21 protein-coding genes and 1 CRISPR repeat array are annotated in these 26,803 nt (G+C 52.6%); of the genes, 16 read left to right on the top strand and 5 right to left on the bottom strand.

The features are described 5' to 3' along the window. Positions 1-57: 57 nt before the first annotated feature. From cas1f to cas6f, 6 genes are all read left to right on the top strand, one after another. Positions 58-1,035: a type I-F CRISPR-associated endonuclease Cas1f gene (cas1f, locus tag IEX85_RS07960; protein ID WP_188860045.1), complete on the top strand. Its 978-nt coding sequence runs from the start codon at positions 58-60 to the stop codon at positions 1,033-1,035. Next, a complete protein-coding gene (cas3f, locus tag IEX85_RS07955) occupies positions 1,032-4,382 on the top strand; it encodes a type I-F CRISPR-associated helicase Cas3f (protein ID WP_188860044.1) in 3,351 nt (1,116 codons plus the stop codon). Before cas1f ends, cas3f begins: the two co-directional genes overlap by 4 nt. A 208-nt stretch (positions 4,383-4,590) precedes the next feature. Continuing rightward, the gene (gene csy1 / locus IEX85_RS07950; RefSeq protein ID WP_188860043.1) at positions 4,591-5,910 is read left to right on the top strand and encodes a type I-F CRISPR-associated protein Csy1; all 1,320 of its coding nucleotides are present in this window, start codon (positions 4,591-4,593) and stop codon (positions 5,908-5,910) included. After that, the gene (csy2, locus tag IEX85_RS07945) at positions 5,907-6,881 is read left to right on the top strand and encodes a type I-F CRISPR-associated protein Csy2 (RefSeq protein ID WP_188860042.1); all 975 of its coding nucleotides are present in this window, start codon (positions 5,907-5,909) and stop codon (positions 6,879-6,881) included. Before csy1 ends, csy2 begins: the two co-directional genes overlap by 4 nt. Positions 6,882-6,895: 14 nt before the next feature. Next, positions 6,896-7,924 carry a type I-F CRISPR-associated protein Csy3 gene (gene csy3 / locus IEX85_RS07940; RefSeq protein ID WP_188860041.1) on the top strand — a complete coding sequence of 343 codons (1,029 nt, stop codon included), beginning with the start codon at positions 6,896-6,898 and terminating at the stop codon, positions 7,922-7,924. A gap of 8 nt (positions 7,925-7,932) precedes the next feature. Next, entirely contained in the window at positions 7,933-8,484 is a 552-nt protein-coding gene (cas6f, locus tag IEX85_RS07935) for a type I-F CRISPR-associated endoribonuclease Cas6/Csy4 (RefSeq protein WP_188860040.1), read from the top strand. 129 nt (positions 8,485-8,613) lie between these two features. Further along, positions 8,614-9,302: a CRISPR direct-repeat array (repeat unit 28 nt; unit sequence GTTCACTGCCGCACAGGCAGCTTAGAAA). A gap of 343 nt (positions 9,303-9,645) precedes the next feature. On the opposite strand, the gene IEX85_RS23995 is transcribed toward cas6f, so the two are convergent. Continuing rightward, on the bottom strand, positions 9,646-9,807 hold the full coding sequence (locus tag IEX85_RS23995) for a hypothetical protein (RefSeq protein WP_229721833.1): 162 nt from the start codon (positions 9,805-9,807) through the stop codon (positions 9,646-9,648). Between IEX85_RS23995 and IEX85_RS24220 the strand changes: the two genes are divergently transcribed. The 4 genes from IEX85_RS24220 (at position 9,727) to IEX85_RS07915 (ending at position 11,737) form a co-directional block, all read left to right on the top strand. Further along, positions 9,727-9,909 carry a hypothetical protein gene (locus IEX85_RS24220; RefSeq protein WP_373290899.1) on the top strand — a complete coding sequence of 61 codons (183 nt, stop codon included), beginning with the start codon at positions 9,727-9,729 and terminating at the stop codon, positions 9,907-9,909. The genes IEX85_RS23995 and IEX85_RS24220 overlap by 81 nt on opposite strands. Positions 9,910-10,023: 114 nt before the next feature. Further along, positions 10,024-10,431: a lysozyme inhibitor LprI family protein gene (locus IEX85_RS07925; RefSeq protein WP_188860038.1), complete on the top strand. Its 408-nt coding sequence runs from the start codon at positions 10,024-10,026 to the stop codon at positions 10,429-10,431. Positions 10,432-10,545: 114 nt separating this feature from the next. Continuing rightward, positions 10,546-11,052 carry a hypothetical protein gene (locus tag IEX85_RS07920; RefSeq protein WP_188860037.1) on the top strand — a complete coding sequence of 169 codons (507 nt, stop codon included), beginning with the start codon at positions 10,546-10,548 and terminating at the stop codon, positions 11,050-11,052. 145 nt (positions 11,053-11,197) lie between these two features. Beyond that, positions 11,198-11,737, top strand: a complete 540-nt coding sequence (locus tag IEX85_RS07915) for a DUF8453 domain-containing protein (protein WP_505717852.1) — start codon at positions 11,198-11,200, stop codon at positions 11,735-11,737. Positions 11,738-11,911: 174 nt separating this feature from the next. Here the strand turns inward: IEX85_RS07915 and IEX85_RS07910 are convergent, their stop codons facing one another. Then, positions 11,912-12,424 carry a peptidase associated/transthyretin-like domain-containing protein gene (locus IEX85_RS07910; protein WP_229721832.1) on the bottom strand — a complete coding sequence of 171 codons (513 nt, stop codon included), beginning with the start codon at positions 12,422-12,424 and terminating at the stop codon, positions 11,912-11,914. 459 nt (positions 12,425-12,883) lie between these two features. Between IEX85_RS07910 and IEX85_RS07905 the strand changes: the two genes are divergently transcribed. The 5 genes from IEX85_RS07905 (at position 12,884) to IEX85_RS07885 (ending at position 22,653) form a co-directional block, all read left to right on the top strand. Next, a complete protein-coding gene (locus tag IEX85_RS07905) occupies positions 12,884-13,297 on the top strand; it encodes a hypothetical protein (RefSeq protein WP_188860035.1) in 414 nt (137 codons plus the stop codon). 5 nt (positions 13,298-13,302) lie between these two features. Next, complete coding sequence (locus tag IEX85_RS07900; RefSeq protein ID WP_188860034.1) at positions 13,303-13,545, top strand: hypothetical protein; 243 nt, start codon at positions 13,303-13,305, stop codon at positions 13,543-13,545. Positions 13,546-14,059: 514 nt separating this feature from the next. Next, complete coding sequence (locus tag IEX85_RS07895; protein WP_188860033.1) at positions 14,060-14,797, top strand: DNA/RNA non-specific endonuclease; 738 nt, start codon at positions 14,060-14,062, stop codon at positions 14,795-14,797. A 2,538-nt stretch (positions 14,798-17,335) separates the two neighbouring features. Further along, positions 17,336-20,314 (top strand): hypothetical protein, encoded by a 2,979-nt coding sequence (locus IEX85_RS07890; RefSeq protein ID WP_188860032.1) that lies wholly within the window; start codon positions 17,336-17,338, stop codon positions 20,312-20,314. A gap of 752 nt (positions 20,315-21,066) precedes the next feature. Then, entirely contained in the window at positions 21,067-22,653 is a 1,587-nt protein-coding gene (locus IEX85_RS07885; RefSeq protein WP_188860031.1) for a hypothetical protein, read from the top strand. 205 nt (positions 22,654-22,858) lie between these two features. Here IEX85_RS07885 and IEX85_RS07880 read toward each other — a convergent pair whose 3' ends face one another. Together IEX85_RS07880 and IEX85_RS07875 are read right to left on the bottom strand one after the other, a co-directional pair. Further along, positions 22,859-23,683: a hypothetical protein gene (locus tag IEX85_RS07880; protein ID WP_188860030.1), complete on the bottom strand. Its 825-nt coding sequence runs from the start codon at positions 23,681-23,683 to the stop codon at positions 22,859-22,861. Beyond that, positions 23,680-24,384, bottom strand: a complete 705-nt coding sequence (locus IEX85_RS07875) for a hypothetical protein (RefSeq protein ID WP_188860029.1) — start codon at positions 24,382-24,384, stop codon at positions 23,680-23,682. The genes IEX85_RS07880 and IEX85_RS07875 overlap by 4 nt, the downstream gene beginning before the upstream one ends. A gap of 533 nt (positions 24,385-24,917) precedes the next feature. Between IEX85_RS07875 and IEX85_RS07870 the strand changes: the two genes are divergently transcribed. Then, positions 24,918-25,646 (top strand): endonuclease, encoded by a 729-nt coding sequence (locus tag IEX85_RS07870; protein WP_188860028.1) that lies wholly within the window; start codon positions 24,918-24,920, stop codon positions 25,644-25,646. Positions 25,647-25,873: 227 nt separating this feature from the next. On the opposite strand, the gene IEX85_RS07865 is transcribed toward IEX85_RS07870, so the two are convergent. Further along, positions 25,874-26,758, bottom strand: a complete 885-nt coding sequence (locus IEX85_RS07865) for a LysR family transcriptional regulator (protein ID WP_188860027.1) — start codon at positions 26,756-26,758, stop codon at positions 25,874-25,876. Positions 26,759-26,803 lie beyond the last annotated feature (45 nt).

The following is a 26,803-nucleotide window of genomic DNA, read 5'->3' as shown; positions in this document are numbered from 1 at the left end:
AACATTAGGCACCTGAGTGCTATTGTCACAACTCATGGATGAGAGTCAGAGGCTTATATGGATGTTTTAGCCCCTTCCGATTTGAAAGCGATCCTGCACTCCAAGCGTGCGAACATGTACTACCTTCAGCATTGTCGTGTGCTGGTCAATGGTGGTCGGGTCGAGTACGTAACCGACGAGGGCAAAGAGTCTCTCTACTGGAACATCCCGATCGCCAACACCACCGTTATCTTGTTGGGTACTGGCACTTCCATCACGCAGGCCGCAGTTCGAGAGTTTGCGAAAGCGGGCGTGTTGGTTGGCTTCTGTGGCGGTGGTGGTACACCGCTGTTTGCTGCTAGTGAAGTGGCGGCGGATGTTGAGTGGCTCTGCTCCCAGAGTGAGTACCGTCCAACTGAGTACCTTCAAGCCTGGTGCAGTTTCTGGTTCGATGACAATCGGCGGATGGTCGCAGCGGTGCGGTTTCAACAACTTCGAATCGATAATGTCCGCCGTATATGGAAGGCGTTGGCCTCCAGTCGCGATGCTGTACTGCCCGTTGTAGCAGAATCGCTCGACGAGGTGCTGGAGCGATTTGAGAGCGAACTTGGGAGCTGTAATTCGACCGCTGACATCTTGGCGAAGGAGGCAGCAATGACCAAGCGCCTTTATAGGCTGGTTGCTCGGGCGACCGGATACGAAGAGTTTGTCCGGGTGAAGCAGGGGCGTGGCAATGATCCAGCTAACCGCTTCCTCGATCATGGTAACTACCTCGCGTATGGCCTGGCGGCTACTGCATGCTGGGTACTGGGGCTGCCTCACGGCCTAGCAGTTCTCCATGGTAAGACCCGAAGAGGAGGACTGGTATTCGACGTTGCCGATTTGGTGAAGGATGCCTTGGTGCTTCCGCTGGCCTTTGTTGCTGCTGTAGAAGGGGACGACGAACAGGCATTCAGACAAAGGCTGATTAACCAGTTCCAGAAATATGAGGCCCTCGACTTGATGATCGATGGTTTGAAAGCCACTACATTAGAGCAGGCCGGTACTTCTGCATGATCGTGGTCTTGATCTCACAGTGCAGCAAGCGTGCCCTGCCGGAAACTCGCCGAATACTGGATCAGTTTGCCGAACGCAGTGGTGACCGTACCTGGATCTGCTCCGTGACTCTGGAGGGGTTGAATACCCTGCGTAAGCTGCTACGTAAAAGTGCCCGGCGAAACACTGCGGTTGCTTGCCATCGTGTAAGGGGAACTAGTCGAGTCGAGCTTGAATGGGTTGTAGGTAATCCTCGTCGCTTCGATTTCAACGGTAAAACCCCTACAAACCGTACCGGTCGCAATGTGTTACGCGAACAGTCGGAAAGCCAGTGGAGTACCGCTGAATCAATAGCGGTGCTGGCGGGGATTGCGGGGCTCTTCCACGATTTCGGCAAGGCTAACCAGCTGTTCCAGAAGAAGCTAAGCGAGGGGGCTCTGCGGACTGAACCGCTGCGCCACGAATGGGTGTCACTGCTGCTGTTTCGGGCCTTTGTCATGGGCGGTGCATCCACAGCGGTCAGTGATGCTGACTGGCTTCAGCGTTTGGCTGAGATTCTGCCAGAAATGGATACGTTGCTGATGGAGGAGATGAGCGCCTGTCAGCAGGACTTGAATCGAGCCAAAAGCAATCCGCTTGTTGGATTACCTCCACTGGCTCGTACCGTGGGATGGTTGGTCCTCAGCCATCATCGATTGCCCCGTTTCGACTCGCGATACGGTAGTCAAATTGGTGTAGAAGAACCACGGCTCGAAGCGCTAGAACCGAGTTATCGGCTTCTTACCCCTTCCTGGAACTCGCCTCAGATAATCAATCGGGACTGGACCACTCAGGACTGGCAAGACCTATTTACTTTGAAAGATGGGTCGCCTATTGCGAGTACCAGTTGGTGCAGGAAGGCTCGGGAAATTGCCCGCAGAGCGCTTCAGCACAGGGCGCTGCTAGATCGGGACTGGTTACTGGAGGATGACTTCACCAGCCACTTGGCACGGCTGAGTTTGATGCTCGCGGATCACAGTTATTCAGCTGGTTCGGCTCGAACTCACTGGTGGGACGACGGGTATCGGGTTTACGCCAATACCGGATTTGACGATCGCAGGGAACGTGTACTGAAGCAGCGCTTGGATGAACATAATGTCGGCGTTGGTCAGAGTGCGTTGTTGTTGGCTCGACGTTTGCCCCAATTAAGTCAAACGCTTCCTGCGATCAGTCGCCATCGGGCATTGCGTCAGCGTACGCAGGTCGCGGATTTTCGCTGGCAGAACAAAGCGTTTGAGATGGCGCAGGGGTTGGCTGAGCGATCTCAGCAGTGCGGTTTCTTTGGTATCAACCTTGCATCGACCGGTAAGGGCAAGACCTTTGCGAATGCTCGCATTATGTACGGCCTCTCAGATGAGCGACGAGGGTGTCGATTCAGTGTTGCTCTTGGGCTGCGCACCTTAACGCTTCAGACAGGAGACGCCCTACGGGCTCGGCTTCGGTTAGACAACGACGAGTTGGCAGTATTGATCGGTTCGCAAGCCGTTAAAGAGTTGCACGAGCTACGTAATGGTGAGAGACAAACTCATGATAAGACCGGCGGCTCTGGTAGTGAGTCAGCTGAAGCATTGGTTGATGAGAGCCTGCACATTACCTTTGAAGGTAGCTTGTCAGATGGTCCGCTAAGCCGTTGGCTGGGCAAGGATCACAAGGTTAACCAGCTAGTCAGTGCGCCGGTGCTGGTAAGCACGATTGACCATTTGATCCCCGCTACGGAGGGTGTAAGAGGTGGCCGCCAAATAGCCCCTATGCTGCGGTTGCTGACGTCTGATCTGGTTCTGGACGAACCGGACGATTTCGATGTGGCAGACCTACCGGCTTTGTGTCGGTTGGTGAATTGGGCCGGTCTGTTAGGTAGTCGGGTATTACTGTCGTCCGCGACTTTACCTCCGGCACTGGTGAGTGCGTTGTTCGACGCATATAGGGTAGGTCGAACCCAGTACAACCGGGTCTGTCGGGCGGGTAGTCGAGAGCAGTCGATCTGCTGTGCCTGGTTCGATGAGTTTGAGTCCTACTTCAGCGATATAGGTGATCTCAAAGGCTTCGCGAACCTCCATCAGGAGTTTGTCGGTCGTCGAATTACCAAGCTCAATCAGCAGTTGCCGATACAGTTGGCGGAGTTGATCACTGTCGAGCCATACGACAAAAGTCACGAAGGTGTTGTTAGGGGCATAGTCGAAGCAGTTGCGACGGGTGTGATTCGTCTTCACCAGTTGCATCATCAAACTGATCCGGTCACGGGCAAACGGGTCTCGCTTGGCCTTGTGCGCATGGCCAACATCAATCCCTTAGTGGCGGTGGCTCGTGCGTTGGCGACGAGTCCGTTACCAGAAGACAGTCGACTCCATCTGTGTGTCTATCATAGCCAGTACCCCATGTTGGTTCGCTCTCACATTGAAGCACGTCTAGATACCGCGTTAGACCGCCATAATGTAGAAGCACTCTGGCAGGTAGCGGAGATTCGCCAGGCTCTGGATCAGCATCCTGAACAAGATCATGTCTTTGTGGTTTTGGGTTCGCCCGTATGCGAAGTGGGAAGGGATCACGATTACGACTGGGCTATTGCCGAGCCTAGCTCCATACGGTCTTTGATCCAGTTGGCTGGGCGTCTCCAGCGTCATCGAAAACAGCAACCGGAACAACCCAATCTGTTGATTATGTCTCGCAATTACCGGGCACTTCACGGGCATGAGTACGCTTACTGCCGGCCTGGCTTTGAAGTCGAGATCCAAGGCAGTAAGCAGCCTCTGAAGCTTGAATCGAAAGACCTGAATGACGTGTTGAAGCTGGAGCAGTTCGCCCGGATTAGTGCCGCCCCACGGATCCAGGAAAGCAAGAATCTGCGACCCACAACGAGCCTGGTCGATCTTGAGCATGTGCATCTTCGCTTTGCCCTGGAGGGGCACCCCGTCTTCAAGTTAAAAGTGGGTGTGCCTGCGGGACTTTGGTGGTGTCATGACCCACGTTTCCCCCTCAGTTGGAACGGTGAAATGCAGCGCAGGACGCCTTTCAGAGCGTCGGTACAGGAGGAGCGGTTTCTGCTTCATCAGGAAGACGAGGTCGAACCCCCTGTCTTTTTTGAAGTGAACGACAAGGGGTTATTAGGCAAAGCCGAACGTCGCTTTCAACGGGTGGAAATCGAAGCGAATAGTCAGGTGAGTACTTGGATCGAACAGGAACCTGGATCGCTGTTTGCTCTCTATGCGGACGCTCTTGATCTAACAGTCGACCAAGTGAGCCAAAGACACGGTGAGCTGCGACTGAGAAAGAAAGAAGAGCGGTGGTGCTACCACCCTTGGTTTGGGGTGTTCGAGCTACCCAAAGGGTGAGCGTGTGCTGCCTGTACGGCAGATTAAGGTTTTAAAAACCAAGAACTATTCCTGAGCTGTCTGCTCGACAGTGAATTAAGTGTACAAATTTTGTGCAGACATCACAAACGTGGCCTAGACTAGCAGTTAGTTTTCAGTTTTAAAAACCAAAAACTAGGTTAATGAACGTATTCTGCTAAGCATCCTTGTATCAAAAGAGGGGGGCGTGATGAGTAGCGCCGTACTGGCTGAGAAAATTCGAGAGTACATCAGTAAGCGTCAGACCGACCGGCTTGAAAAACTGGATAAGGAGGCTGATAAGGCTCGCAAGCAGTTCGTTGAAGATCAGGAAGCACTGGCCGCGTTTGATCGTGACTACGCCGTAAAGCGGCAGGAGGAGGTAGAGAGGTACAATCCGGTCAGCTGGTTGAGCGACGCGGCCAATCGGGCAAAACAGATCAACCTGGTCACCCATGCGCTCAAGTTTACCCATAGTGACGCTAAAGGCAGTGGTGTGCTGCTGGCGAATGCGGATCCCAATAGCAAAGGCTATCTCAGTTCCTCCCAGCTGGCCGATTTGACAGCTGATGTGGTGGGTAATGCTGCCGCGCTGGACGTAGCCAACCTGTTATTACTGGAACATGATTCGGTCCGCCTGCTGGATTATATCGTTGCGCGTGATACCGCCCCTTTGAACCCCTTCAGCGGGGATGGTGACCAAGTATCGACTTGGCTGGAAGGGTTTGCGATGGCCTTGTCCTCTGGTTCTCCTAGTAGTCATACCCTAGCTAAGCAGGTCTACTTTCCGGTTACCGATGGTGAGTACCACTTGTTGGCCCCTCTCGCATCCTCAGCACTCACGCAGGCAATACACCAGAAAGTTATGGATGCTCGTTTCGGTGTGGAAGCGAAAGCCGCACGAGAGGCTCGCAAGAAGAAAGAGTACCACTCTCGTAAAGACATCATGTTTCTGGATCTGGCTGTCCAGGCTTTTGGGGGGACGAAACCTCAGAATATTTCCCTAAAAAATAGCCAGCGAGGAGGTAAGGCGTTTCTGATAAATTGCCAGCCACCATCGTGGCGTGATCGATTGGCAGCCCCCAAGGACTCAGCATCGTTCTGGCGGGGGTTCCGTCGAGAGGTCGCGACGCAGGTCAGGGAGCTTCAGCGTTTTCTGGTTGCGGTTCATGATCAGGATTCCAATGTACGTATCCGCAACCGTCGTCGCGCATTGGCTGCGGGAATCGTAGACGAATTTCTGCAGTACGCCCTGCGGTTCCATTCACTCCCCGCAGGCTGGAGTCGGGCAACCGAACTGGATCAGGTGGAGGCCTGCCTGCTGGATCCTAAGCGTGCTGATGAAGTCTTGCTGAGCTACCGCGCAGATAACTCCTGGCAGCGTTCTGTAGCGCAGCGATGTGCGGACGAACTCAACCGATCACTCCGGTCGAAGCAGTGGCTGATGTCGGATACCGAGCACAGCTATTGGGTTGACCTGATGACTCCAGAACTCACACGGCTGCAAGCGGATCTGGAGGCGCTGTCATGAAATCTCTTTTGTTGCTGCGCAATATCACCGTAGAGAACGCCAATGCCATATCTGGGATTACTTGGGGGTTCCCGGGTATCTCCAACTTCCTCGGTTATGTCCATGCGCTCTCACGTTACCTTGATACTCAACGTGGGCTGAAGTTAGGTGGTTGCGGCCTGATTTGCCATCGGCACCAGGTTCATGCTCATCAGCCTGGTGGCTGGGAGTGGAAATTTTCTCTGACGCGTAATCCTTTGACTCGGGAGGGGAAAACAGCCCCCTTTAACGAGGAAGGGAGGATGAACTTCCGCGCCAGCTTGTTGATTGAGTGTGATTTTACCGCCGATGAACTGCTGAGCGAGGGTAGTACTCCAGAGAGTGCCATAGTGCAGTTCAAGCGTATGGTCATGGAACAGGCCATGCGGCAGCGGTTGGCGGGAGGCACGGTTTTAGAGATCGAGGGGGTGGAGTGGCTCGAATTAAACCCTGATAGTGAAGCTGGCGAAAAGCGAACTCGGCACCTGATGCTTAGCCTGCTGCCCGGGTATGCTCTGATTTGTCGTCATGATGTATTGGTCAGCCACCATCAACATAGACAAAGCCAGAATGCGTCCGCTGAGTTGCTCGACAGTCTGCTGGATTTCGTCGCCCTGCAGTACCAAGCTGTGGAGCCCGCAGAGGGGAGTGACAACGAAGCGGTGACGTGGTCGATTTTACCAAAGCCTGCGTCCGGCTATCTGGTTCCTATTTCCGTCGGTTACCAGGGTATCTCTTCAATCTATGATCGGGGAGAGGTTGCGAGAAGTCGCGATCCAGATACTCCGTTCCGATTCGTGGAGAGTATCTACACCCTGGGCGAATGGCGAAGTCCTCACCGGATCCGTCGGCTTGACGAGATGTTATGGCGGTATGACCACGTTGACGATCTCTACCTTTGCCGTAATGGCAGTGCACCGACCGAAACCGAAGTTTTCGAATTCAACTTTTAAGAAGGGCCGACACTATGGCTAAGGATCAACTGAAAACCGCTTCTGTACTGGCTTTTGAACGTAAACATGCTAACTCCGGTGCACTGCTGTATTCCGGTAACTGGGATGCGCGGGACCAGCTGGAGGCCTGGCAACCGGTGATCATCCAAAGTAAGGATGTACGCGGTACCATCTCCAATAGGCTGAAGGGGACGATCGCTAACGACCCTCTGAAGCTGGATGCCGAAATCCAAAAGCCGAATCTGCAGAGGGTTGATACAGCCGCGCTGCCCTTTACGGCCAATACGCTGAAGCTCAGCTTCACTTTGAGGGTACTGGGTAATCTGTCCACGCCGTCCGCTTGTAACGATCCGGCGTATCAGGCCGCTTTGGGCTCTGTCATCAAAGAATACGCGCAGCGCGAAGAGTTTAGGGAACTGTCGTTGCGGTATGCGGAAAATCTGGCTAACGGACGGTTCCTGTGGCGCAACCGAGTCGGTGCTGAGGCGATCGAGGTGCGAGTCAGTCAGCTGATTGATGGTGCTGTTCAGCAGAGTTGGGTGTTCGATGCGCACTCGTTCGATCTGCGTCGCTTTGGTAAGCAACCGGAAGCGATTGCCTCATTAGCTGAAGTGATCCGCCTGGGTCTTCTGGGAGAGTCATTCGCTCTGCTCCAGGTAGACGCCTTCGTCCGCCTTGGTGAGGGACAGGAAGTTTTTCCGTCTCAGGAACTCGTGCTTGATGGTGGCCGTGATGGCAGCAAGAGCAAGTATCTCTATCAAGTAGATGGCGTTGCCGCGATGCACTCCCAGAAGATCGGTAACGCCATCCGTACCGTCGATACATGGTACCCCGGGGCAGAGGAGTTGGGGCCGATTTCGGTGGAGCCCTATGGTTCAGTGACGAGCCGGGGTACCGCGTACCGTCAGCCCAAGCAGAAGGTTGATTTCTATAGTTTGCTTGATAACTGGGTGCTCAAGAATCAGGTGCCAGAGTTGGGTGATCAACACTTCGTGATCGCGACTCTGATTAGGGGCGGAGTCTTCGGCGAAAAGGCAGACTAGGAGAGGTTATGGATCACTACCTTGATCTTAAAGTTCTGCCTGATCCGGAATTTGCTGAGCAACAACTGCTGAATGCTCTGTTTGCCAAGTTGCACCGAGCGTTGGGTCAACATGGTGATGGCGAAGTTGGTGTTAGCTTCCCGGACCACGGAGCTCGTCTGGGCAGCCGACTGAGGTTGCACGGAACAGCACAGCGACTGGATCAGTTTATGGCACTCAACTGGATCCAGGGGATGCGAGACTATTGTGCGATCGGCGAATTGCTACCAATACCTGCGCAGGTGCAGTACCGAGCGGTGCGGCGGGTGCAGGCGAAAAGTGCTTATAACAAGCGCAAGCGCTCGATCACGAAGGGGTGGCTGAGTGAAGCGGAGGCGCTGAAACGTATCCCTGATACTCAGCAAAAGAAGTTGACGCTACCCTATATCCAACTTCGGAGCCTCTCAAACGGAAACCCAATGCGGATTTATATAGAGCACGGGCCGTTACAAGATGCGCCCCAGTCGGGATGTATGAGTACCTATGGATTGAGCGCAACGGCAACTATCCCCTGGTTCTAACCCTTTTAGGGAAGGCCTATACAAGCCCTTGCTTTGCAAGGGCTTTCTGCTTTTTCCGGAAAATAAGCTTTTTTAACCGAATAGCAGAGTGCTCTTTAACAATCAGTAGGTTGGTCGTAATGTGTAACAGTTCACTGCCGCACAGGCAGCTTAGAAAAACTAGAAAGAACTCTGACTGCACCAGCAGGCGTTCACTGCCGCACAGGCAGCTTAGAAACAGATTCAGGCGCATCTATCTCAGCTAGTCGAAGTTCACTGCCGCACAGGCAGCTTAGAAATACATCATTTGTGAGGAACTGGCGGACCCGTCGTTCACTGCCGCACAGGCAGCTTAGAAATTACAGGCCGATGCTGTAGGGGTTGCCGTCTGGTTCACTGCCGCACAGGCAGCTTAGAAATGGTACCAATCCGAGAACGAGCGGCTCAAGTTGTTCACTGCCGCACAGGCAGCTTAGAAAATCAGAAGACCGGCCGCCGCTTTGTCGAAGTGGTTCACTGCCGCACAGGCAGCTTAGAAATCTCGGACGGCGCCCAAATGGCGTTTTTGGATGTTCACTGCCGCACAGGCAGCTTAGAAATGGGTCAACAGCAACGGCGGTGTCTCCACCGCGTTCACTGCCGCACAGGCAGCTGAGAAAATGTGCGTTTCGAGAATGTCGCCCTCGTAGACGTTCACTGCCGCACAGGCAGCTGAGAAAATTTTCAGCGCGACCGGCTCCGGGGTGGCGAAGTTCACTGCCGCACAGGCAGCTTAGAAATGCCGGCAAGCATCACAGCCTCGCTTCTCCGCGTTTACTGCCGCACAGGCAGCTCAGAAGGTTCTCGCGTGTGCAACCGTGCTGGTTCTTTGCGTTCTCGTGGGTCTGGTTAGAATCTTTGCGGCTGAATCCTACCTTGTTCCGGGCCGAATCAAGATCGAGTCAGGGTGGCTTACAGCGATATTTTGAACTAGTGTTGATCGTGGTTCTGACCCGCACGTGGGCAGTTCTTGTGCCAGATCCGAAGTCTTCGGCTGGCTCCCCGTTATCGCTGCGCTAGGCAAGCGGGGTCTCCCTTTATCAATGAAAGGAGGCTCGCATGCCGAGTTCTATCGCTTCCAAAAGACTATCTGCTTTCCGTCGACAGAACGGTCGCTGCTACTACTGCAGGGCGTTAATGTGGTTATCTAATCCTGAGCAATTCGGCAAACGTCACGGCATCACCCAAAGGCAGGCGCTGCGGTTTCAGTGTACGGCTGAGCACCTGGTTGCTCGCCAGGATGGTGGCAGCAACGCGGGCACGAATATCGTTGCTGCCTGCAGGTTCTGTAATGGCCAGCGCCATGCCCGACGTTCGGCGCCAGAGCCAGGTGCTTATCGTGCGCTCGTGTCGAACCGGCTCAGGCAGGGGAAATGGCATCCGAGTGATCTACATCGGCTGATCTGAAGCTTACGGGCAGCGGGTCTTGCGAGCTCCATTCATCACTTCTATATTGGGTGGCTAACAAGGATGGTGTTCGGGATCTGCCACCTCTCATTCAGTGTGTTGATGGAGTAATACATGAAGAGCCTTTCTACTTATGTATTCGCATCGATCTTGTCGGTTTCTGGAGGTGTCAGTGCCTTCGATGCTAACGAGGTCGAGCGTGAGTTTGATGCCTGTCTGTCCCAAGACTCGACCACGTATGGTATGGAGCGGTGTGCGAATGAGTTTCACCAGCGTTGGGATAACCTTCTGAACCAGGCGTATCGGGAGCTTATGACTGTGCTCGATGAAGACGGTCAGCAGAAGCTTAGAGACGCACAGCGCGCATGGATCAAGTTCAGGGACTCGGAGATCACCAACATGGACAACATCTATTCCCACACTCAAGGGTCTATGTATATAGTGGTCTATGCTGGCAATGTCATGGACATCACCAAGGCGCGTGCTATGCAGCTTAATGGGTATCTCGCTGATCTTCGTTAGTGTTGCCTGGGCGGGAGGTTGGCTCTGTAACTGAAGTAGTTTCTGTCTACAGCTCTGGGATTAGCCTCTATTTTCGCTTCCCTGTGGGAGCGATGTCTCCGGTGATTGCTGATTATGATCCAGAAATCCCTTGCCTGGCTGTACAATGACTTCCTCTATGAGCTGATACTAGGCTTCCTCCTTGGAGGCTTACCCATTCTTCTGGTTCATCTCTTTGGTGATCAGGAGTTATTGCTCGAAATAATGAGAGGGTTATCACCAGCGCGGCCGTTATTGGCATACCAGTTCGTTGCAGGTCTGATCGCATGGGGCGTAATCCAGTATCATGCACATACCTTTCTGGCTCGTGATAGTGACCGTGACCGGAGAAAACGGTGGGGTGGGGTACTGTCGGAGTTACCAGGGGCGGCGCTGGGTGTTCTGAGAACAGCATCGGGGCTGTTACTGACCTTCTCAGTTTTATGGCTCATTGATGGCCCTGATCGCGATAACTTGATAAACATCGCGTCGACGTTCGGAACGGGGCTTGCTGGTTCGGCGACATGTGCATGGGCTGCCGGGGTGCTTTCCAAGCGTCACCGGGCGAGTTACATGCATGGTAGCAGTCTCCGTAGCGAGTGAGGCCGGTGAGCGATGTAACATCACTCGTAGTAATCACTGTTGCTCGTTGGACTAGGTGAGTAGGTGATTTTTGATGCTATGAGAATTATGCGTAACCGAAATTTTTAACGGCTCATGAGCTTACTGATGAAAAGGGTGGCGGTTCATGGACGAGGTGAAATGTGTTTGGGACTGGCAGATGGTCACTGGGATAGCGAGTTCTGTCATAGCCTTATGTGCATTGTGGATATCGGTATGGCAGGGCTGGAGTACACGTAAGCACAATAAGTTATCGTGCCGACCACACTTAACGTGTTGGGAGGATGTTGATTGGGATGAAAGTACATGGAGAGTAGTGCTGGAAAATAATGGTGTTGGACCTGCATTTATTAAAAGTTTTACAGTGAAGCTGGATGGTGCTGTTGTTTCCGGCTACGGTTACGATCCATTGGAAGAGGTAATTGAGGTTATACTTCATGGACTTCGCCGCAAAGAGTATTTCTCCTATGTCGGAAGTGGCTATGCCTTAGGTGTTGGTGAAAAAAGGCGAATGATTGATATAAGGTTTCTCGATTGTAATGCTCCAGACGAAGAGGCCATGCGCGAAAAGCTAAAAAGAATTGATGTGATAATAGAGTATGAGAATTTATACGGTAAAATGTTTCGCTATAGTAGTTACGAAGAGCTGGCTATGAGATCTAGCTGATATCAAACAGTAATATGTGTAGGAACTGCGGCCAACAGGGTAAAGGCTGTGGCGGGGCTGTTGCGTAGAAGAGGTAGCTATGCGATTAGGTATGACAGAGCCAGTTTATCAACATCCTGCTGCCCTAAATTGGTCATAAAGGCGGGCTTTTAGGCCCGCCTTACCCAACTCGTATTAAATAATACGTGTGAGGTGATCGTAGGCTTCAGAGGGCAGGTCTTCGAGCAGGACCACATTCAACGATTTACCATCATCACTAGTAGACACCTGCTGCGGGGACAGGCTGCCGTTGATCACATCCGGTGACAGTGTGTACATAGATCCGGTCAGCGGGTCTACGATCAGCCAGCCTATAAGGCCCCCAAACAACAGATTACCACCGATGAACCAGCCGTTCGGGTTGGAATCTATCGTGATGACCTGGCTCTCAAAACCTTCTTTGGAGATGGTCAGCGCATAGGTCTTACCACCGAAGTAGCTGCCATCTGCCTTCTGAAGAGTGACGGTCGTGGGCGTAGTACCTTTGAATACACTGATGCCTTTTTCATCAGTGATCGCAATCTTCGCACCGTCGGGGGATGAATTGATACTAAGCATTTGTGTCGGCTCACCCACGATAGACGCACATCCAGTGGTCATCACAATAGTGGCCGCCATAATGGCTGTAGCAATACCTTTTGCTTTCAAGAGTCGTTCTCCATGGTGTTTGCAGAGCTTCTTACGTCTTCCCAACCGGCTCTGGAGGCGGGATTCTAATGCAGCTTTAGCTTTGTTGCACATGCTTTGTGTGAACAAATGCTGAATGTTGTTCGACAACTCGGAAAAGTCAGAAATAAAATGGTTTCAATGACTTAAGTGGAGGGGCAGGACAGTGCCAACGATGTATCTGGATCGAGTGACTTCATGTAATCGTTTAGCTGACCTACCTGAAAAGCTCAACTATGCTTCTAGCTGTACCGATGCTCGCGTCGATCGGACGTACTAGGGAGCCCACAAAGAGGCATCTAGTTGTATCGTGCCCTGTGCGTTCTTTAGGCAAGTTTGCACGTTAGAGGAGCGACTCTTATGCCTATAGCGCTAATTCCAATCATTTCGGCGTTAGCCTCGGGAGGTACTCTGGTACCTCACGCAGCAGGGGGACTGATCGTGACAGCTTCCGGTGGTTATGTCGCGGGGACGTTTCTAAGTACCGCTGCAGTCAATGGACTGCTGGCTACGGCATCTGCAACATTTGGCGCAGGTGCGCTGTACCTCACTGGCGCTACAACAGGAATAGTAGGAAGTGCTGGTATTTTCGGGACGACGATAGGTGCGACGGGTATTACAGGGGCGTTGATGTCAGCCGGACTCCTTTCATCAACACCTGTGTGGGTACCTATTGCCGGCGGTACTGCAGCCCTTGGTTGTACGTATATCGGGTACAAACTCTATAAGCTTAGGCATAAGTTAATTACGACTCCTGATGGTGAGGAAGCAATATTTACCGAAGATGAAGCGAAAATGATCGAGAAAGTTATTTTACGCTTAGGTCGAGATGAGAAGCCTGATGATGGAGGCTAGCTTCCGTGAATTGGCTGATTTTGAAAGTCTTAATTATTCTGTTCTTGGCATGGCTGGTCCTTAAGAAAGTTCAGGACTTGCTTTCGAAATGGCGGTTGAAGCGCTCCGGTGATCCAGATGCTGAGCTAGTGATAGATAAAAGCAGTGGTTGGAATTTCTTTCTGGATCGATTTTTCGGCTTTCTTCGGTTGGTAGTTGTTCTTTTGTTTATGATAATTGTGCTTACTTGGTGGAGTGATAAGTATTGATGTTAGATGATGGCAAACTATTCTCAGATCACAGTCATTGTCGATGACATCACTACACATGTTTGAACGTCCTGATATGGACGCGTAGCGTAACTGTTGTTAACTAACCGGGCCGAGGTGTATTAGGTTAGTTAACTAACTAATCCTGTCTCGACCCCGCTTTCTATAATGGGTTCTACCCCCGTCCGTCGTCGTATGCTAGGTAGTGGTAGGCCTTGGCGCTTTAGATGGCTACAGATCCGTAGCACGCAGGCGCGATCGATCTGATCACTGCAGTAGGCCCACCTGGCTGGATCTTTCGTTGTGTTGAACTCAGGATAGATTCGCGCTTCCACGTGCTCAGCAATCTCGAGCAGCTTCTCGGGGGACATAGTGCACCTCCTGTGCGATGTGGTTGTCAGTCCGTGACAGGGTAAGGATAGCTGATACTGGCTGGCTCGGATGCGTTTCGTCGTCCGTTACAGGACTGTGCTAGCGTTTGTTGTTAGGGAGCTCTCTATCGACGGAGCTGATTATGAATAGAACAATAACTGCTTTCCTTGTGCTTATACCTGCGGTTGCATCGGCAGATATCCTATCTGTCCATTGTCCGCTTGGCTGCCCGTCAAACCCTGCCGGCAACGATCTCGTGTTTGCACACGTCTACGCTCTGTCCAACAACCCGACGACGAAGTTTGCTGATTGGGTTGCTTACGAGGTAGACGTGGTCAATTTCGGTATATCTCCGGGGCGTGAATGGAAGTCAGATCCACTGCTTGATGACAATGAAACCTTGGAGACGGGGGATTACAGCGGCGCCTTCTCAAGCGCACTCGAAGCTAATAGGGGGCACCAAGCGCCGCTCGCATCGTTTGCAGGCTCGCGATACTGGCCTGAACTGAACTATCTCAGCAACATCACGCCGCAGGATAAGGATCTGAACCAAGGCCCGTGGGCTGATCTCGAAGATGCGGTCCGCGCCGGGGTGAGCTACGGGCAGTCGCTCTTCGTCATCACAGGTACTCTATACGAAAGTGCCATGCCTGGGCTGGTTGGCGCAGACGAAATCGCAGTTGTGCCCAGTGGGTACTTTAAGATCATCTACGACAGGTCAGGTAATGCCGCTGGCTTTGTTATGAATCAGAGTTCGAGCCTACACGACGACCACTGCAGCAAGAAAGCGACGCTCGCCACAATTCAGTCGAAGGTTAGTTTTATCATACCGGTATTGAGCGATAGCCAGGCGGCATACTCGAGACTGGGTTGTGATTAGTCTCGTTGGAGACTGGTGTCGGGAAGAGGCACGCACAGCAGAGGAACGCAGAGTAGGGTTAGTCTACTTGCCGAGTAGGCTCGACCACCACTTCCAGAACCCTGCATCTCCCTTCACCAGTCCCGGCAGAGCTAAGGTGATTTTCGTGTACCGGATATCGGAGGGATGGCATATCCTATTGATTGATCACGCCAAAAACCTCAAATAGCCGAGATGGTAAGTCATTGTCCGGTTAGACCTTGAGGCTACCTTAAAAACTAGATAAACGGATGATCGCTCCTTTGATCGTTATTTTTGCTTGCTACAGGTAGGGATTCGAAATGTTGACTCTTTGCATGGCTAGATAACTTGGATTGTGAATTTGTTGTGACAGGGTAATCGGAAATATCGGCATAAAATATGATAAATACGAAAATACAGATTGATCTCTAATATTATTATGTGATTTCGGTATAAACATCACTGTATTTATTTTGATTTTGCACAATTAAGGGCCTATAAGTTAATTTGATTGGATAGTGATACAGCGCTCATCGACTGGACTTTTTTAACTTTGACGTGCGGCCGTAGCGTCTTAATGACATAAAAATTCCATTTTTAGCATGGGACAGGAGGGAGTTCATCATTGGAGCATCGAACCAGTAGTAGATGCTTGCACCTCTGCGAATTAGACCGACCTTGCAGTCAAGGACTTGCAGAGAAACAAGTCGCCGATGTGCTAATGGATGAGAAGGGTATTGGTGTCTCTTTCAATCCTCTAACTGATAGAAAATCAGGTCAGGAGGTTATTTAACTTAACGAGCCTGGCCGGAAAAGTACAGGAGCGTTCACGGTCAGTGTAAGTAACTGTAAATGTCGAGGATTTGTTTAGACCCCAGCTGATCATGGGCGCACGGCGCTGGTTGCGGAGGAGGATATTGCCGCCGCCTGCCTCATCGAACTCGATCTGGGAGGCGAGTCTTACGGCTGGCGCGTTATCAACCCGGCGGGTTAATAGGTGAAACAGGGATGTTTCACCATTGGCCGCAGGCCAACGCGAGCGACACAGAAACCAGCATGTCCGCGCACCTGCGCCTGTTTCCGTGGCGCGACGTACAAATTGGTAGGGAAACCTATTTGTACGCCAGGTTAATAGCTAGATTTGAACCCGCAACCGCTTCAGCCTCGGGTTCTGGAGCCGTGTAGCCTAGACCGTCGGCTTGCGTGCTGTGATGCCCTTTGCGGTGCCGAGCGCAATGGTTTTTTGACCCTGCTCGGGTGGTGGAGAGCCTCATTTCCTAGGACGAGGCTGGACATGGGGTGCGTGACCCCAACGTCACCGGCAGCTTCGTTGTAGGCTCTCCTCACAGTAAACAAATGCCACCTCCTGCGCCGCAATGTACGTAGGTGGCCGAAGTCTCATTGGGGATTCTCTGGGCTTTACGGATAGCGCAGGCGAAATAGTGCCGAGCGGTCGTCGCGTTAATCGGAGAAAAAAGCATGTCAGACAAGCAGCTAAGTGAAGACTGTTCGCAGTGCTCTGAATACACCGCGGCTCGTATTGAGGGACCGAATCGAGATGAATTGCGAAGGCGGGCTCAGCTTGGCCGTAAGGCACGAGCTATAGAGATACTCGCTAACGATCCGTTGATGAAGACCTTTGCTATACAATTCTTGGTTAACAGACTTCCCCCTCCTTCTGCTGCGCTGCCAGTCTGGATGGTCGGTCGGTTGGACCCTTGGCGTTCAGTTGGCGCTAGCGCAACGAATCAAGATATATCAGAGATGTCAGTGCCGATGACGCTTATGGATGGGAGGCGGGCCCGGCTTATGCGAGTAATTCGCGAACTCGAAGGAATACGTCTCCGTGAGGTTTATCTCGAAGTCGACGGCGGGAGGAGATGGGACTTGCCGTTGGCTCTATTGCCGTTGTTCGGAGCTGAGGAGTTAACACCAAATGATTCTACGGTGGTACTCACGGAGGGAGTCTGGGCAACGGAACGACTTCGATCTTGCGGCTTGCCCGTCGTTGGATCGATAACTGGACCATTCTTTCCACCTTCAGCTGCAGCCCTCGATAGGCTTAGCTCAGCAAACTCACTGGTTCTATGGCCTTTGCCTGACCGGCGGGGAACAGACCACTTGGAGCACGTGGGGGCTTTGTTATTGAAGAGAAAAAGGAAGATGCGCATTCTATGGGCGCGTGGTGACCTCAGATCCCTCCCCCCCCAAATTAACCTCACTGAGCTGCTTGACAGGGCTGCACCATGGCGACCGGAAGTTTCGGCGCGCTTTCCCGGGATCCCGCTTCCATCGACTCCACCCCAGTCAACCTTCCTGAGAAGGTCCGCAGAGGATATACCTCAGAATGACCTCGTGGAAGAGACTGTCCCGTCATTCAAAGCTTCGCTGATAGCGAGGCATGCTCGCGCACTCCAGCCTTACCTAGCTCGTTATGTTCAAGGCGACGTGTTGAGCATAGAGGAACGAGAATCAGCGTTGGCAGTGGTCAACTCTTTGATCGCATCGCTTCGCTCTTGAGCCAGGAGGAAGTTCAGTATGGCCGGCATTCTTGAGGATCGTGAGCTACAAGATAAATTGCGCCGACTTATTCAGGAGTTTGCTCCAGAAGACGATGCGTTGGGCATTAACAGGGCCAAAATTTCGGCGACTGCGGTTCACGATTTTTCCCAATACCGTTTTCTGGCGCCCGTCACAGGACATTATGTCGATTTGGGGCCGGGTCTAATCGAGCGTACAGGAATCGACTCCTCTCCGAGTGAGTTCGAAGTCTCGTTCGGTGGCACTGAGTTTGGTTTTGAGCATACGGGGGCGATAGGGGAGGTACTAGCGGGCTCAACACCTGAGGATGACGATACGGTAGAGGGTTTCTTGGATGTTATTGAGTTAGCCCTGCTTGGCATACCTCTACCAGACTACGTATATGAGTCTACAAGCGGTATCTCGTTGCGCTTAAGCAAAGGTTACAGTGAGAGACAATTAGCAGGCTTGGTCGTTCGATTGGGAATCTCACCCGGTTTGATTGCCACATCAGATGGGTTGATCGCGTTATGGAACGAATTGCGGCGTCCGAGATGGTACTGGCCGGTGGTCGATCAGTTAATATCAGATTACCTGGTGGCTGAGTATCGTCGGCGCTCCTCGAACCCAGAGCTGATCAGTGAGATTGACGATGAGATAGCTCTAACTCGGGTGGGCAGACTGTCGTCAAGCGATGTTATGCACATGTCCGTGATCGATGAGATGTGTCGACCTGTTTTCTGGAGTTCTCGGTTACCTATATTTCGGGAAACGTTATTAACGGAGCGCGAAAGGCGAAGTGAGCCTACCGTCACCGCTACCGATGGCATGCGGGAGCCTGAGATTCCTTCCTCTTATCCCTTCATTCCTTACGCACCTGGGACCGTGAACCTAGGCCTTCAGTTGGTGTACCGACAGCATTGGACTCCACTTGGTTACCAAGAGGGAGAGATACTAAGAACTGTTCCTCTTGGACCTAGGCAAAGCGAGAAGGTAACTGTCAAAGCGACGAGGCGGAGTAAGGTCTCACATCAGACCGAGTTGGCCACTTCCGTCGAAACACTATCCGAGTCGTCAACGGCTACGAAAGACTCCTCAGAGGTAGTAAGCGAGGCATCGAATAGCTTCAACTGGAACGTCGAGGCTTCTGCCTCGGCGTCCTTTGGCTTTGGGTCTGCTAGCCTTTCGGCGGGAGTCGGAGAAGAGTCTGCGTCGTCATCCAAGGAAGCTAAGTCAACTTTAAATGAGGCCATGTCGAAGACTGCTTCGAAGATGCGCCAGGACACGAAGATTGTCGTCTCTACCGAAGTTGAGGAGACACGGGAGTCTAGTCGTGAATCCGAGATCAGCAATCCAAACGACGAGATTGCGGTTACGTATATCTTCAGCAGATTGCAGCGCCAGTACGAAATCTGGACGGAGCTTGCAGAGGCTAACGCTTGCGTGTTTGTAGCAGAGCGGGTGCCAACCCCAGCGGAGATCGATGATCAGTGGATACGTACGTATGACTGGATTCTATCACGGTCACTCCTTGACGAGTCATTCCGAGGTGATCTGGAGACCTTGATTGGATACTACTCTGACTCGGATGAAGGTACGGATGGCGTTGATGGACAGATCAACGCTTTGATGGAGACAATTTCGACCGGTATCCCGTCACATGCTTCAGTGCCTGGAAGTCCGCCGGACGTATATGCGACTCCTCAGAACGCGTATGAACGCGAAGTGGAAAGGGCTCGCGCTCGCCGAACTGCTCGTAACCAATATCTTCGTTGTCGCAGGAGACTTCGACGGCACATTTTTGACAATATTCTCCACTACTGTCGAGCAATATGGTCGGCAGAGGACCCTCAGCAGAGGCTTCTGCGTTTCTCTAAAATCTCTGTCGCAAGTCAATGGTCGTTCATCGGCAGGCCTAGCGCTGAGGGTGTGTACGTGGGCGTTTGGGCGCCTTCCGTCGGAGGTTTAGCGAAGCTCTCCGACCTGATCAACCCTGCAGGTCCTATCGGCTTTGCGGGGAACTATGCTGTTTACTACCTAAAACAAAATGGTCGCTACCCGGAAATTGACGATGCGGTCGGCTACCTTCGGTTGCCCTACACGGACCACACGGCGGTGGGGAGGGTTATCTCATCCGCGGATCCGACGGTGTCAGTCGTGGTCACCGTTTCGCCCAACCGTCTTGGGGCTGGCGAATATATTCTTGAGGTGGCCTCTGATGGGAGTGGCGGTCTCGTCTGCAATATCAGCATGTTAGACACACTATCGGTGGACGTAGATTCATCGGGCGTCGCTTCCACTGACGTCTACTACGACACGCTTTCTTCGATTCCTATCGATGGCGTTGGGGCGACTGTACGCTTCCATGGTCTTCGGGTAGTTTTGAGCGTCGCGGAAGGCTCGCTGTTGAGCGCAGGGGATCGGTTCAGGGTAGAGGTTTTCGTGCACCCTCGTCTCGAAGATCCTGAGGTTCGTTCGATTCGGTTTTCACAGAGTTCGATGTCTTCAGACCAAGAGGCAGAGTTCTATTCTCCTGAGGTACTGTCGGAGTTCGACGAATACTTTCCCGCCGTAAGGCGAGCCATAGGGCGGCTCGAGATGCCTCCTTCCAGCTGGGAGGAACTGGATGAGAGTGTTCGGAACCTGGTGAGAGAACGGTTGCCGGATTATCTGGTAAGAAAGGCACATACAAGGCGCTTTCTATTGGAAACGAACAATGTGCTGCTTTCTAGGGCGGTTGATCCGGCTACCTCAATTGAGCCATTCAAGTCCCTCCATAGATACTTGGACGTCCTGTCCGCAGCTGCGGACATGGAGAAGAAGCTGATTGAAAACCGCCGGTATCAGGCCAGAGTGGACTCTGACCTATTAGGGGATCCTGATGTGGAGAAGGTTACTGTTGTCGCGGCGGCTTCGAACGCAGCAGGCTTAGCCGCGCTGGACGGGTTAACGGATGATCCAGGAAGCCATGACGACGTCCCTGGCGATGGCTCCTGACTGCTTACTCGATTATGGCAAACGTTGCCGCTGTTGAAGAGGCGTTTGATAGGCTTCGCAGGGCGTACCCCGCAGTAGGCTCGTTGTCGCCAACTAGAAGGGTTTCGGGGCGTCCGGACTTCGCTCGGCGCCACGAAGATGCACTGGCCTCTCTCCGCGAGGTTTACGCGATTGAGGAACCGGACCAAGCCCGTGCCCAAGAACTTGTATTTGATCAGTATCAGAGTGACCGATTGCTGCTCCGGCACGTATTGGAGCAGTCAGCGGTAGAGCTTGGTGATGGCGCACTCCAGAGGATGCGCAGCATTAGACGGAACATCTGGAATAGGTATCTGCATCCGGCCTCTGGCGAACGCGCAGACGAGGCGCCGATACTCACTGATTTCTCGCGCAAACTAGCTGTCTGGTTGGTTTACACAACGCGCTCTCCCTTCCCTGCACTGGCCGACGAGCTACCTTTTTGGCAGCAATTGCCCTTAGATGTTCCTCGTGAGCCGAGACGAAACACGTTACCTGGAGGGGTACCATTTGTCGACTCTCTGGACGCGGGAATGCCTCAAGCACCCAGCACTAGCGAGGCGTCTTCTATAGGACACGAAGGCGGATTAGACCTGCCTGACGCTTGGCAAGAGTGGGGTAGCGTAAGCAATAATGATCGTCGGTTTGCTAGCTACATGTTTGGCGGTAGTGAGGACCATCAATACATAAAAGAGTGCGTCCTAGACCCGAAGGTCGGCGGCCACGACATAATCATGTTGATTCCAAAGTTTCGATCACCTGCTGTCATCTACTTGATGCTGCGCCAGCCCAAGAGCCAGAGAAATCCTCAAGTCCGGGACTTGATCAGAGAGATAGAGCAATTCCTTCTCCGCGGCGAGAGACAGTTTGAGCTGAGCTTTGCAGATAGAGACTGGGGGACCCTCCGTCCGTTGCTCGATAGTGCTGTAGAGACGTTATTTCCAGACGTCCAGACCCGAGATGACGGATCTAAAGTTGGATCTGATGCTAAGTTGCACGAGTTGTGTCAGGAGTTGATTGGACCAATTGTTGGCTGGACTTTGTCTGATAAAATCGTTGCCACAGCGTTTCTTGCGTCGCTTGCTATTGAGCTGGTAACGCTGGGGATTAGTACCCCGGTAGTTGTTGCCGCATTGGAAGCTGGGGCGGTCGCGCTGGATGTTGCGGCATCCGTAGTCGAGATAACCTCGCTTGTGGCTGAGAACGAGAGACGGGCTCTGGCCAACAGGCACAGCATACTGGACCATACGCTCGAAGTGGCGGCCAAACAGGAGGATGTAACTGAGCTGGTTGCCATCGGTTTGCTGTCCCTACTACTAATACCTCCAGCGATCGCAGAGGGAATCAGATCCTACCGTTCCAGCTTGATTAGTCGACTAGATATTCCAGGCCTGCCAGACCTCCCTGGCGCGACTCAAAGTTCAAGCCATATGGTGCGGACTCCACGGTCAGGTACTTCAAGCACCATAGGAAGAAGCGAACGTGGAAGTCTTGCAGAATCGAGAGGTTTGTCCCGCCCTGACCGATCCACTGGGAGACCCAGTGACCAAGAACGCGGCATCTCTCCGCGAGCCGAGCGGCACAGCGATAGTGGTGCGTCTCATACAGAGAGATCGGTAGAAGAGGTCGTTGACGACGATGAACTGGAGTGGTTTGATCAGATGTTTGACGAGATGCGTCATGGCCCCTTCGTTCCAACCGTAAGCCCACCGCTTAGCCGAATCGATATCACTCCTGACCAGCGGAGCAAACTAGGGGATCTTTTGGCAACGGTTTGGGGCGACGCGACGGAACCTACGGTCGCTAACGCGACCATTCAACGGTTGAAGCGTCACTGGGATGAAGCTCTGCCTCGCGGCGTTGGATCATCCGCAGATGCAGCCCTGTCGGTTCTTAGGCGAATGCAGAGTCTGGTCCCTGGAAGTTTCAAGGGTACTATAAACCAGTGGGGACGTAGGGCCCTGTTCAGCCTGTGGCGAAGGCGTTTTCTTACGAAGGTTTCGCGAGATCAATCGCTGATTGATGACCTTGTGACGCATTTCGGTATCACGTTCAGGCGGCGGCCGGGAAGGGGCCGCAACTCCTTTAGCATCCGCGGAATTGACTTGAACGGAATTGGTGTGGATGTCGGGCTAGATATTGACCATGCAGTACTGCGTCACGAGGATGCGGTCGAGGAGGCTCTAAGGACAGGAGATTCGAGGTCGCTTGAGTCTACCGTAAGCTCAGACAACCTTCAGTTTCTATTTGCGCGGGAAAACCAGAACGTGATTGAAGTATTGCGAAGGGCCGCCAGGGAGATGGGGGTGCTGGTCAACTAATAACGTACAGTAAATTAAGGTTGTCTTCTGCCCTGGGCAAAGTCACTACCCCATAGAAAGTACAGGGCTAGATCAGCGTGGTTTAGCGGTGCGTCTGCTTGCGTCGCTCCCCGTAAGGCAGCACAAGCTAGACGTGAAGTTTAGTATCACGATAGGGCTTGCTCGAAATTCAAAATTTTTATTGGGTCATGATTTATTTGTATGTCTATTTTACAATAGGAGCATCTGGTTTATAGATGGTTTTATTTGTATTGACAACTCGGGTTATTATTAGGCGGCCTTTTTGATTGTTGTAGCAATCTACAGAGAAATCTCTTCCTGATGCTACCGCGTTCATCAAGTTTTGAAGGTGAGTGCCATTGATCTCAAAAATTTTTGCCTGAATGGTTTTGTCGTTGTTTGTTTGATCTCTGCTGCGAAAATTTATACGCTTGATGCGGGACTCTTCGGCGGAGAATATCCACTCAATCCAAAACGGTTCTTTTTCATTTAGCGGCCTTTCGGTCCAGGCGCATTCACCTTTTTTTGGGGGGCGGTTTCGCGAAGCATAAGGCGATTTGTTAAAGTGAATTTGAAGTCGATGATCACTGCCTGATGGATAGTAATTTGCAGACATGTTACCTCCGCCTCTGCAGTTTAGTCTATAGGATCGAGGTGGCTGCGGCGGGTTAGGTATAGAAACTGGCTGATATTGAGTGCGATTGCGGGCGGTCTCTGTAGGATCATCTCCTCTTGAGTCAGTGCCGGCTGTGCCTGTAGATACGACCACGACAGCGCGAGCATTTTGTTCCATTACACCAATGGCCTGGAGAATATCCCGGCGAAATGTTTCGTCGCTTAGCTCCGGGGGATTGCGGTAAAAGTAAGCCATGAGGTAGCCATGGGCTTGAACCCAGTCGCCAACTCTACCACGTTTCTGTGCTGCCGAAAATAATTCGTCATTGGTCATAGCCTGCTGGGCAGAAGTATCGAAGGAGTACGCGAGTAGCAGGATAAACGTGTAAATGTACTTTAAGTAGAACGCGTTCATTTTTCAGTAACCGGGGCTGGTGTTTTATAATTCTCTTCGAATACCTTCGGAAGGCTTTTATTATCTTCGGAAACAAGTTTGTATTCAGCTGCGAATGGACGATAAAGGGATAAGTCACGAACATTCGTTTCTTGCTGGGCGATAATGGTTGTTACCATCATGGCTGATCCAAGTACAGCGAGTAGAGCGCCAGGAGAGGCACTCGTGAGCGATACCTTTAGGGCACTAGTTTCAGCACCCAGTTTAGAAGCTTCAGAATCACGCAATTTACCAAGAATAAACACTGATCCGAGTACAGCCATAATCATACCTGTGATGAAACCAAGATAGCGAATCCACAGATGTGCCATTAGAGTTGTGCTTGCCAAGTGGTACCGGCGTATAGCAGTTTCACTCTCAAGCACAGCGGCTAAAGCTAATTGGTTTTGAGCGGGATCACGTTCTGGATCTATCGTGCTATTCTTGGCAAGAAGCTCAGTCACCAAACTCGGCACTATGCTGGATGGAGCTTGACGCAGTTCGTAATATAGATAACTGAGTTGTGCTAGCGTTACGAGAAAAAAGAACAGTGTAAGGGCGACTATCATCCTCGTCATCAATGGCAGAAGCCTTTGCTGCCATCTACTAGTATCTCCTGTGGCTGAGGGGCTAGCTGCTTGATCGAGTTGGCTGTGCTCACCAGATACCGACGTTGATTCCATGCGCCTTCCTTGTATCAGCCTGAGACGATAGTTATCCTTAAGAAAATTATAGGTAATATAATGAAAATTATCTTGATTAGTTTTCACTCTCTCGGCCCGCCTGAAACAGCTAATGATGGTGCTTAACGTTCTAAAATCTTTAGTATTATTGGCTTTTCTAAAGTAGGAAGGGCGTATGATCTAATTTAATATTTCAGTAGGCTTGCCGCCGGCTGCTTGTGTTGTTATTCCATCTGCTGCGAGTGGCTATATCCAGTAGGACTTATGTCCGATGTCTGCTATCAAGGGGCCGCTGGCGCAGCCGGCGACCAGGACGGTGAAGATAAGGAGCGTTTTTAGGAATAGTTTCGAAGCCATTTTACTTGTCCGTGTTGTTGATTCTTGTTTTGGTCGTTTGCTTGGGTGGTTATCAAGATAGGTACTAGGCCAAACTGCCGATATTCTGACTAAGTCTGGATCAGGGTTGATATCGTGCATGAAGCCTGCTGTGGTAATGAGTACCGGCCTCGACGCATTATCAAAGGATCTGAGCCTTGAACAGACTAGCCTGCCTCGTCTTCGCTGTTATCCCCGCTGTTGTTTCTGCTGAGCCACTCACCTCATTCTCACAGGCCAAGCGCATTCTGGAGAACGAGATATACGCAGACAACCCTGTGACCTTCTACTGCGGCTGCAGCTACAGTGAGGCGCCCACTCCCTGCAAGAAGAATCGGACGCGTCTTACGCCTGATGCTTCGAGTTGTGGTTTGGCGCCACGGAAGCAGCCGAACCGGTCCGGTCGGATCGAGTGGGAGCACGTTGTACCAGCTTGGGAGTTCGGTCATCAGATGCAGTGCTGGCAGGATGGAGGGCGTAAGGCCTGCAAGAAGGATCCTACATTCCGAGCAATGGAGGCCGATCTCTACAACCTAGTCCCGGCGGTTGGGGAGCTTAACGGGGATCGCACCAACTACCGCTATGGGATGATCGCGGGGGAGCCGCGGGCTTACGGTCAGTGTGACTTCGAGGTGGATTTCAAAGCTCGGGTGGCAGAGCCTGCTGAGCATGACCGTGGTGACATTGCCCGAACCTATTTCTACATGGCCGATCAGTACGGTTTGAAGATCGGTAGAAAGCAGCGGCAACTGTTCGAGGCTTGGGCAAGGCAGGACCCAATTGATAAATGGGAGCAGGAGAGGGCGCGTCGAATCGAAATGATCCAGGGAACTAAAAATCGGTTCGTGGCTGACCAGCAGCTTGGGACCATTTTGGGACCAAATTGAGTACTTAAAGGTCCCTTCCAGTCCGGCCAGCAATCTGGGAAGCCCACGAATTCTGGGGACTAGAGGGGACTCCAAAGTTTTGAAACAGGGTTCGAATCCTCTTGTCGGCACCATTTCCTTTTCGATTTTCCCGATCGCAGGGTTCGCTCACGGAGTGAGCTCCTACAGTTTCTAGCACCTGCGAGGTTCATCTCGTCGTAGGGACGCAGTCCCCTGGGCGATTGCGTTCACTGGCTGAAGGTTTCCGTCAGTACCTCGACCATCGCCTGGGCGGCGACGGACAGCTCGTGGCGTCTGCGCGTAAGGATGCCGACGCTGCGTGAAATGATGGGCGCGGCGAGCGGTACGCAGCAGGCGCCGGATTCCTGCATCTGCTGGCGACACAGGCCCGGTACCGCGCTGACGCCAAGGCCTGTCGCGACCATTCTTCCGACGGTGGCGAGCTGATGGGCATCGAAAGCGATGCGTGGCGTCAGGCCTGCTTCGTTCAGCTGCTTTTCGAGCATCAGGCGCAGGCTCGAGGGGCGTTGCAGAGTAATGAAATCCTCGGCCAGCAGGCTGCGCCACTCGATCTGGTCGGCATTGCACAGGGGGTGACCCGGCGGCAGCACCGCGACGAACTCGTCGTCGAACAGCGGCCGGAACTGCAGATCGTCGCTGACCCCCGGGTCGAAGTTGATGCCGACCTCTACGCGGTTCTGCCGCACCATCTCGACCACCGCCTCGTTGATGACGTCGTGCACCTCGATATTGATGCGCGGGTAGCGCTCCCGGTAGCGCAGCAGGCCCAGCGGCAGCAGCGAGGCGGCGAAGGAGGGCATCGCCGCCACGGCGATCTTGCCCAGCTGCAGCGCGAAACGCTGCTGCAACTGCTCCTCGGCATTGTCCCACTCAGCCAGCAGCCGCTGCGCGATCGGCAGCAATGCCTCGCCTTCGGGCGTTAGCGCGATGGTGCGGGTGGTGCGGGTGAACAGGCGTCCGCCCAGGGACTCCTCCAGCTTCTTGATTGCCAGGCTCAGCGCGGGCTGCGACAGGTGAATCAGGTTGCTGGCTTCGGCAAAGCTCAGGGTCCGGGCGACGGCAAGAAAGGCGCGCAGCTGCTTGACGGTCATATTTTTAAATAAGTAATTAATCTATAAATTAAACAAACTTAATAA

This window comes from Marinobacterium nitratireducens, assembly GCF_014645375.1.
In the GTDB taxonomy this organism is placed as follows: Bacteria; Pseudomonadota; Gammaproteobacteria; order Pseudomonadales; family Balneatricaceae; genus Marinobacterium_A; species Marinobacterium_A nitratireducens.
The sequence above is the reverse complement of the archived record's forward strand: the minus strand, read 5'-3'. Positions and strand labels throughout refer to the sequence as shown.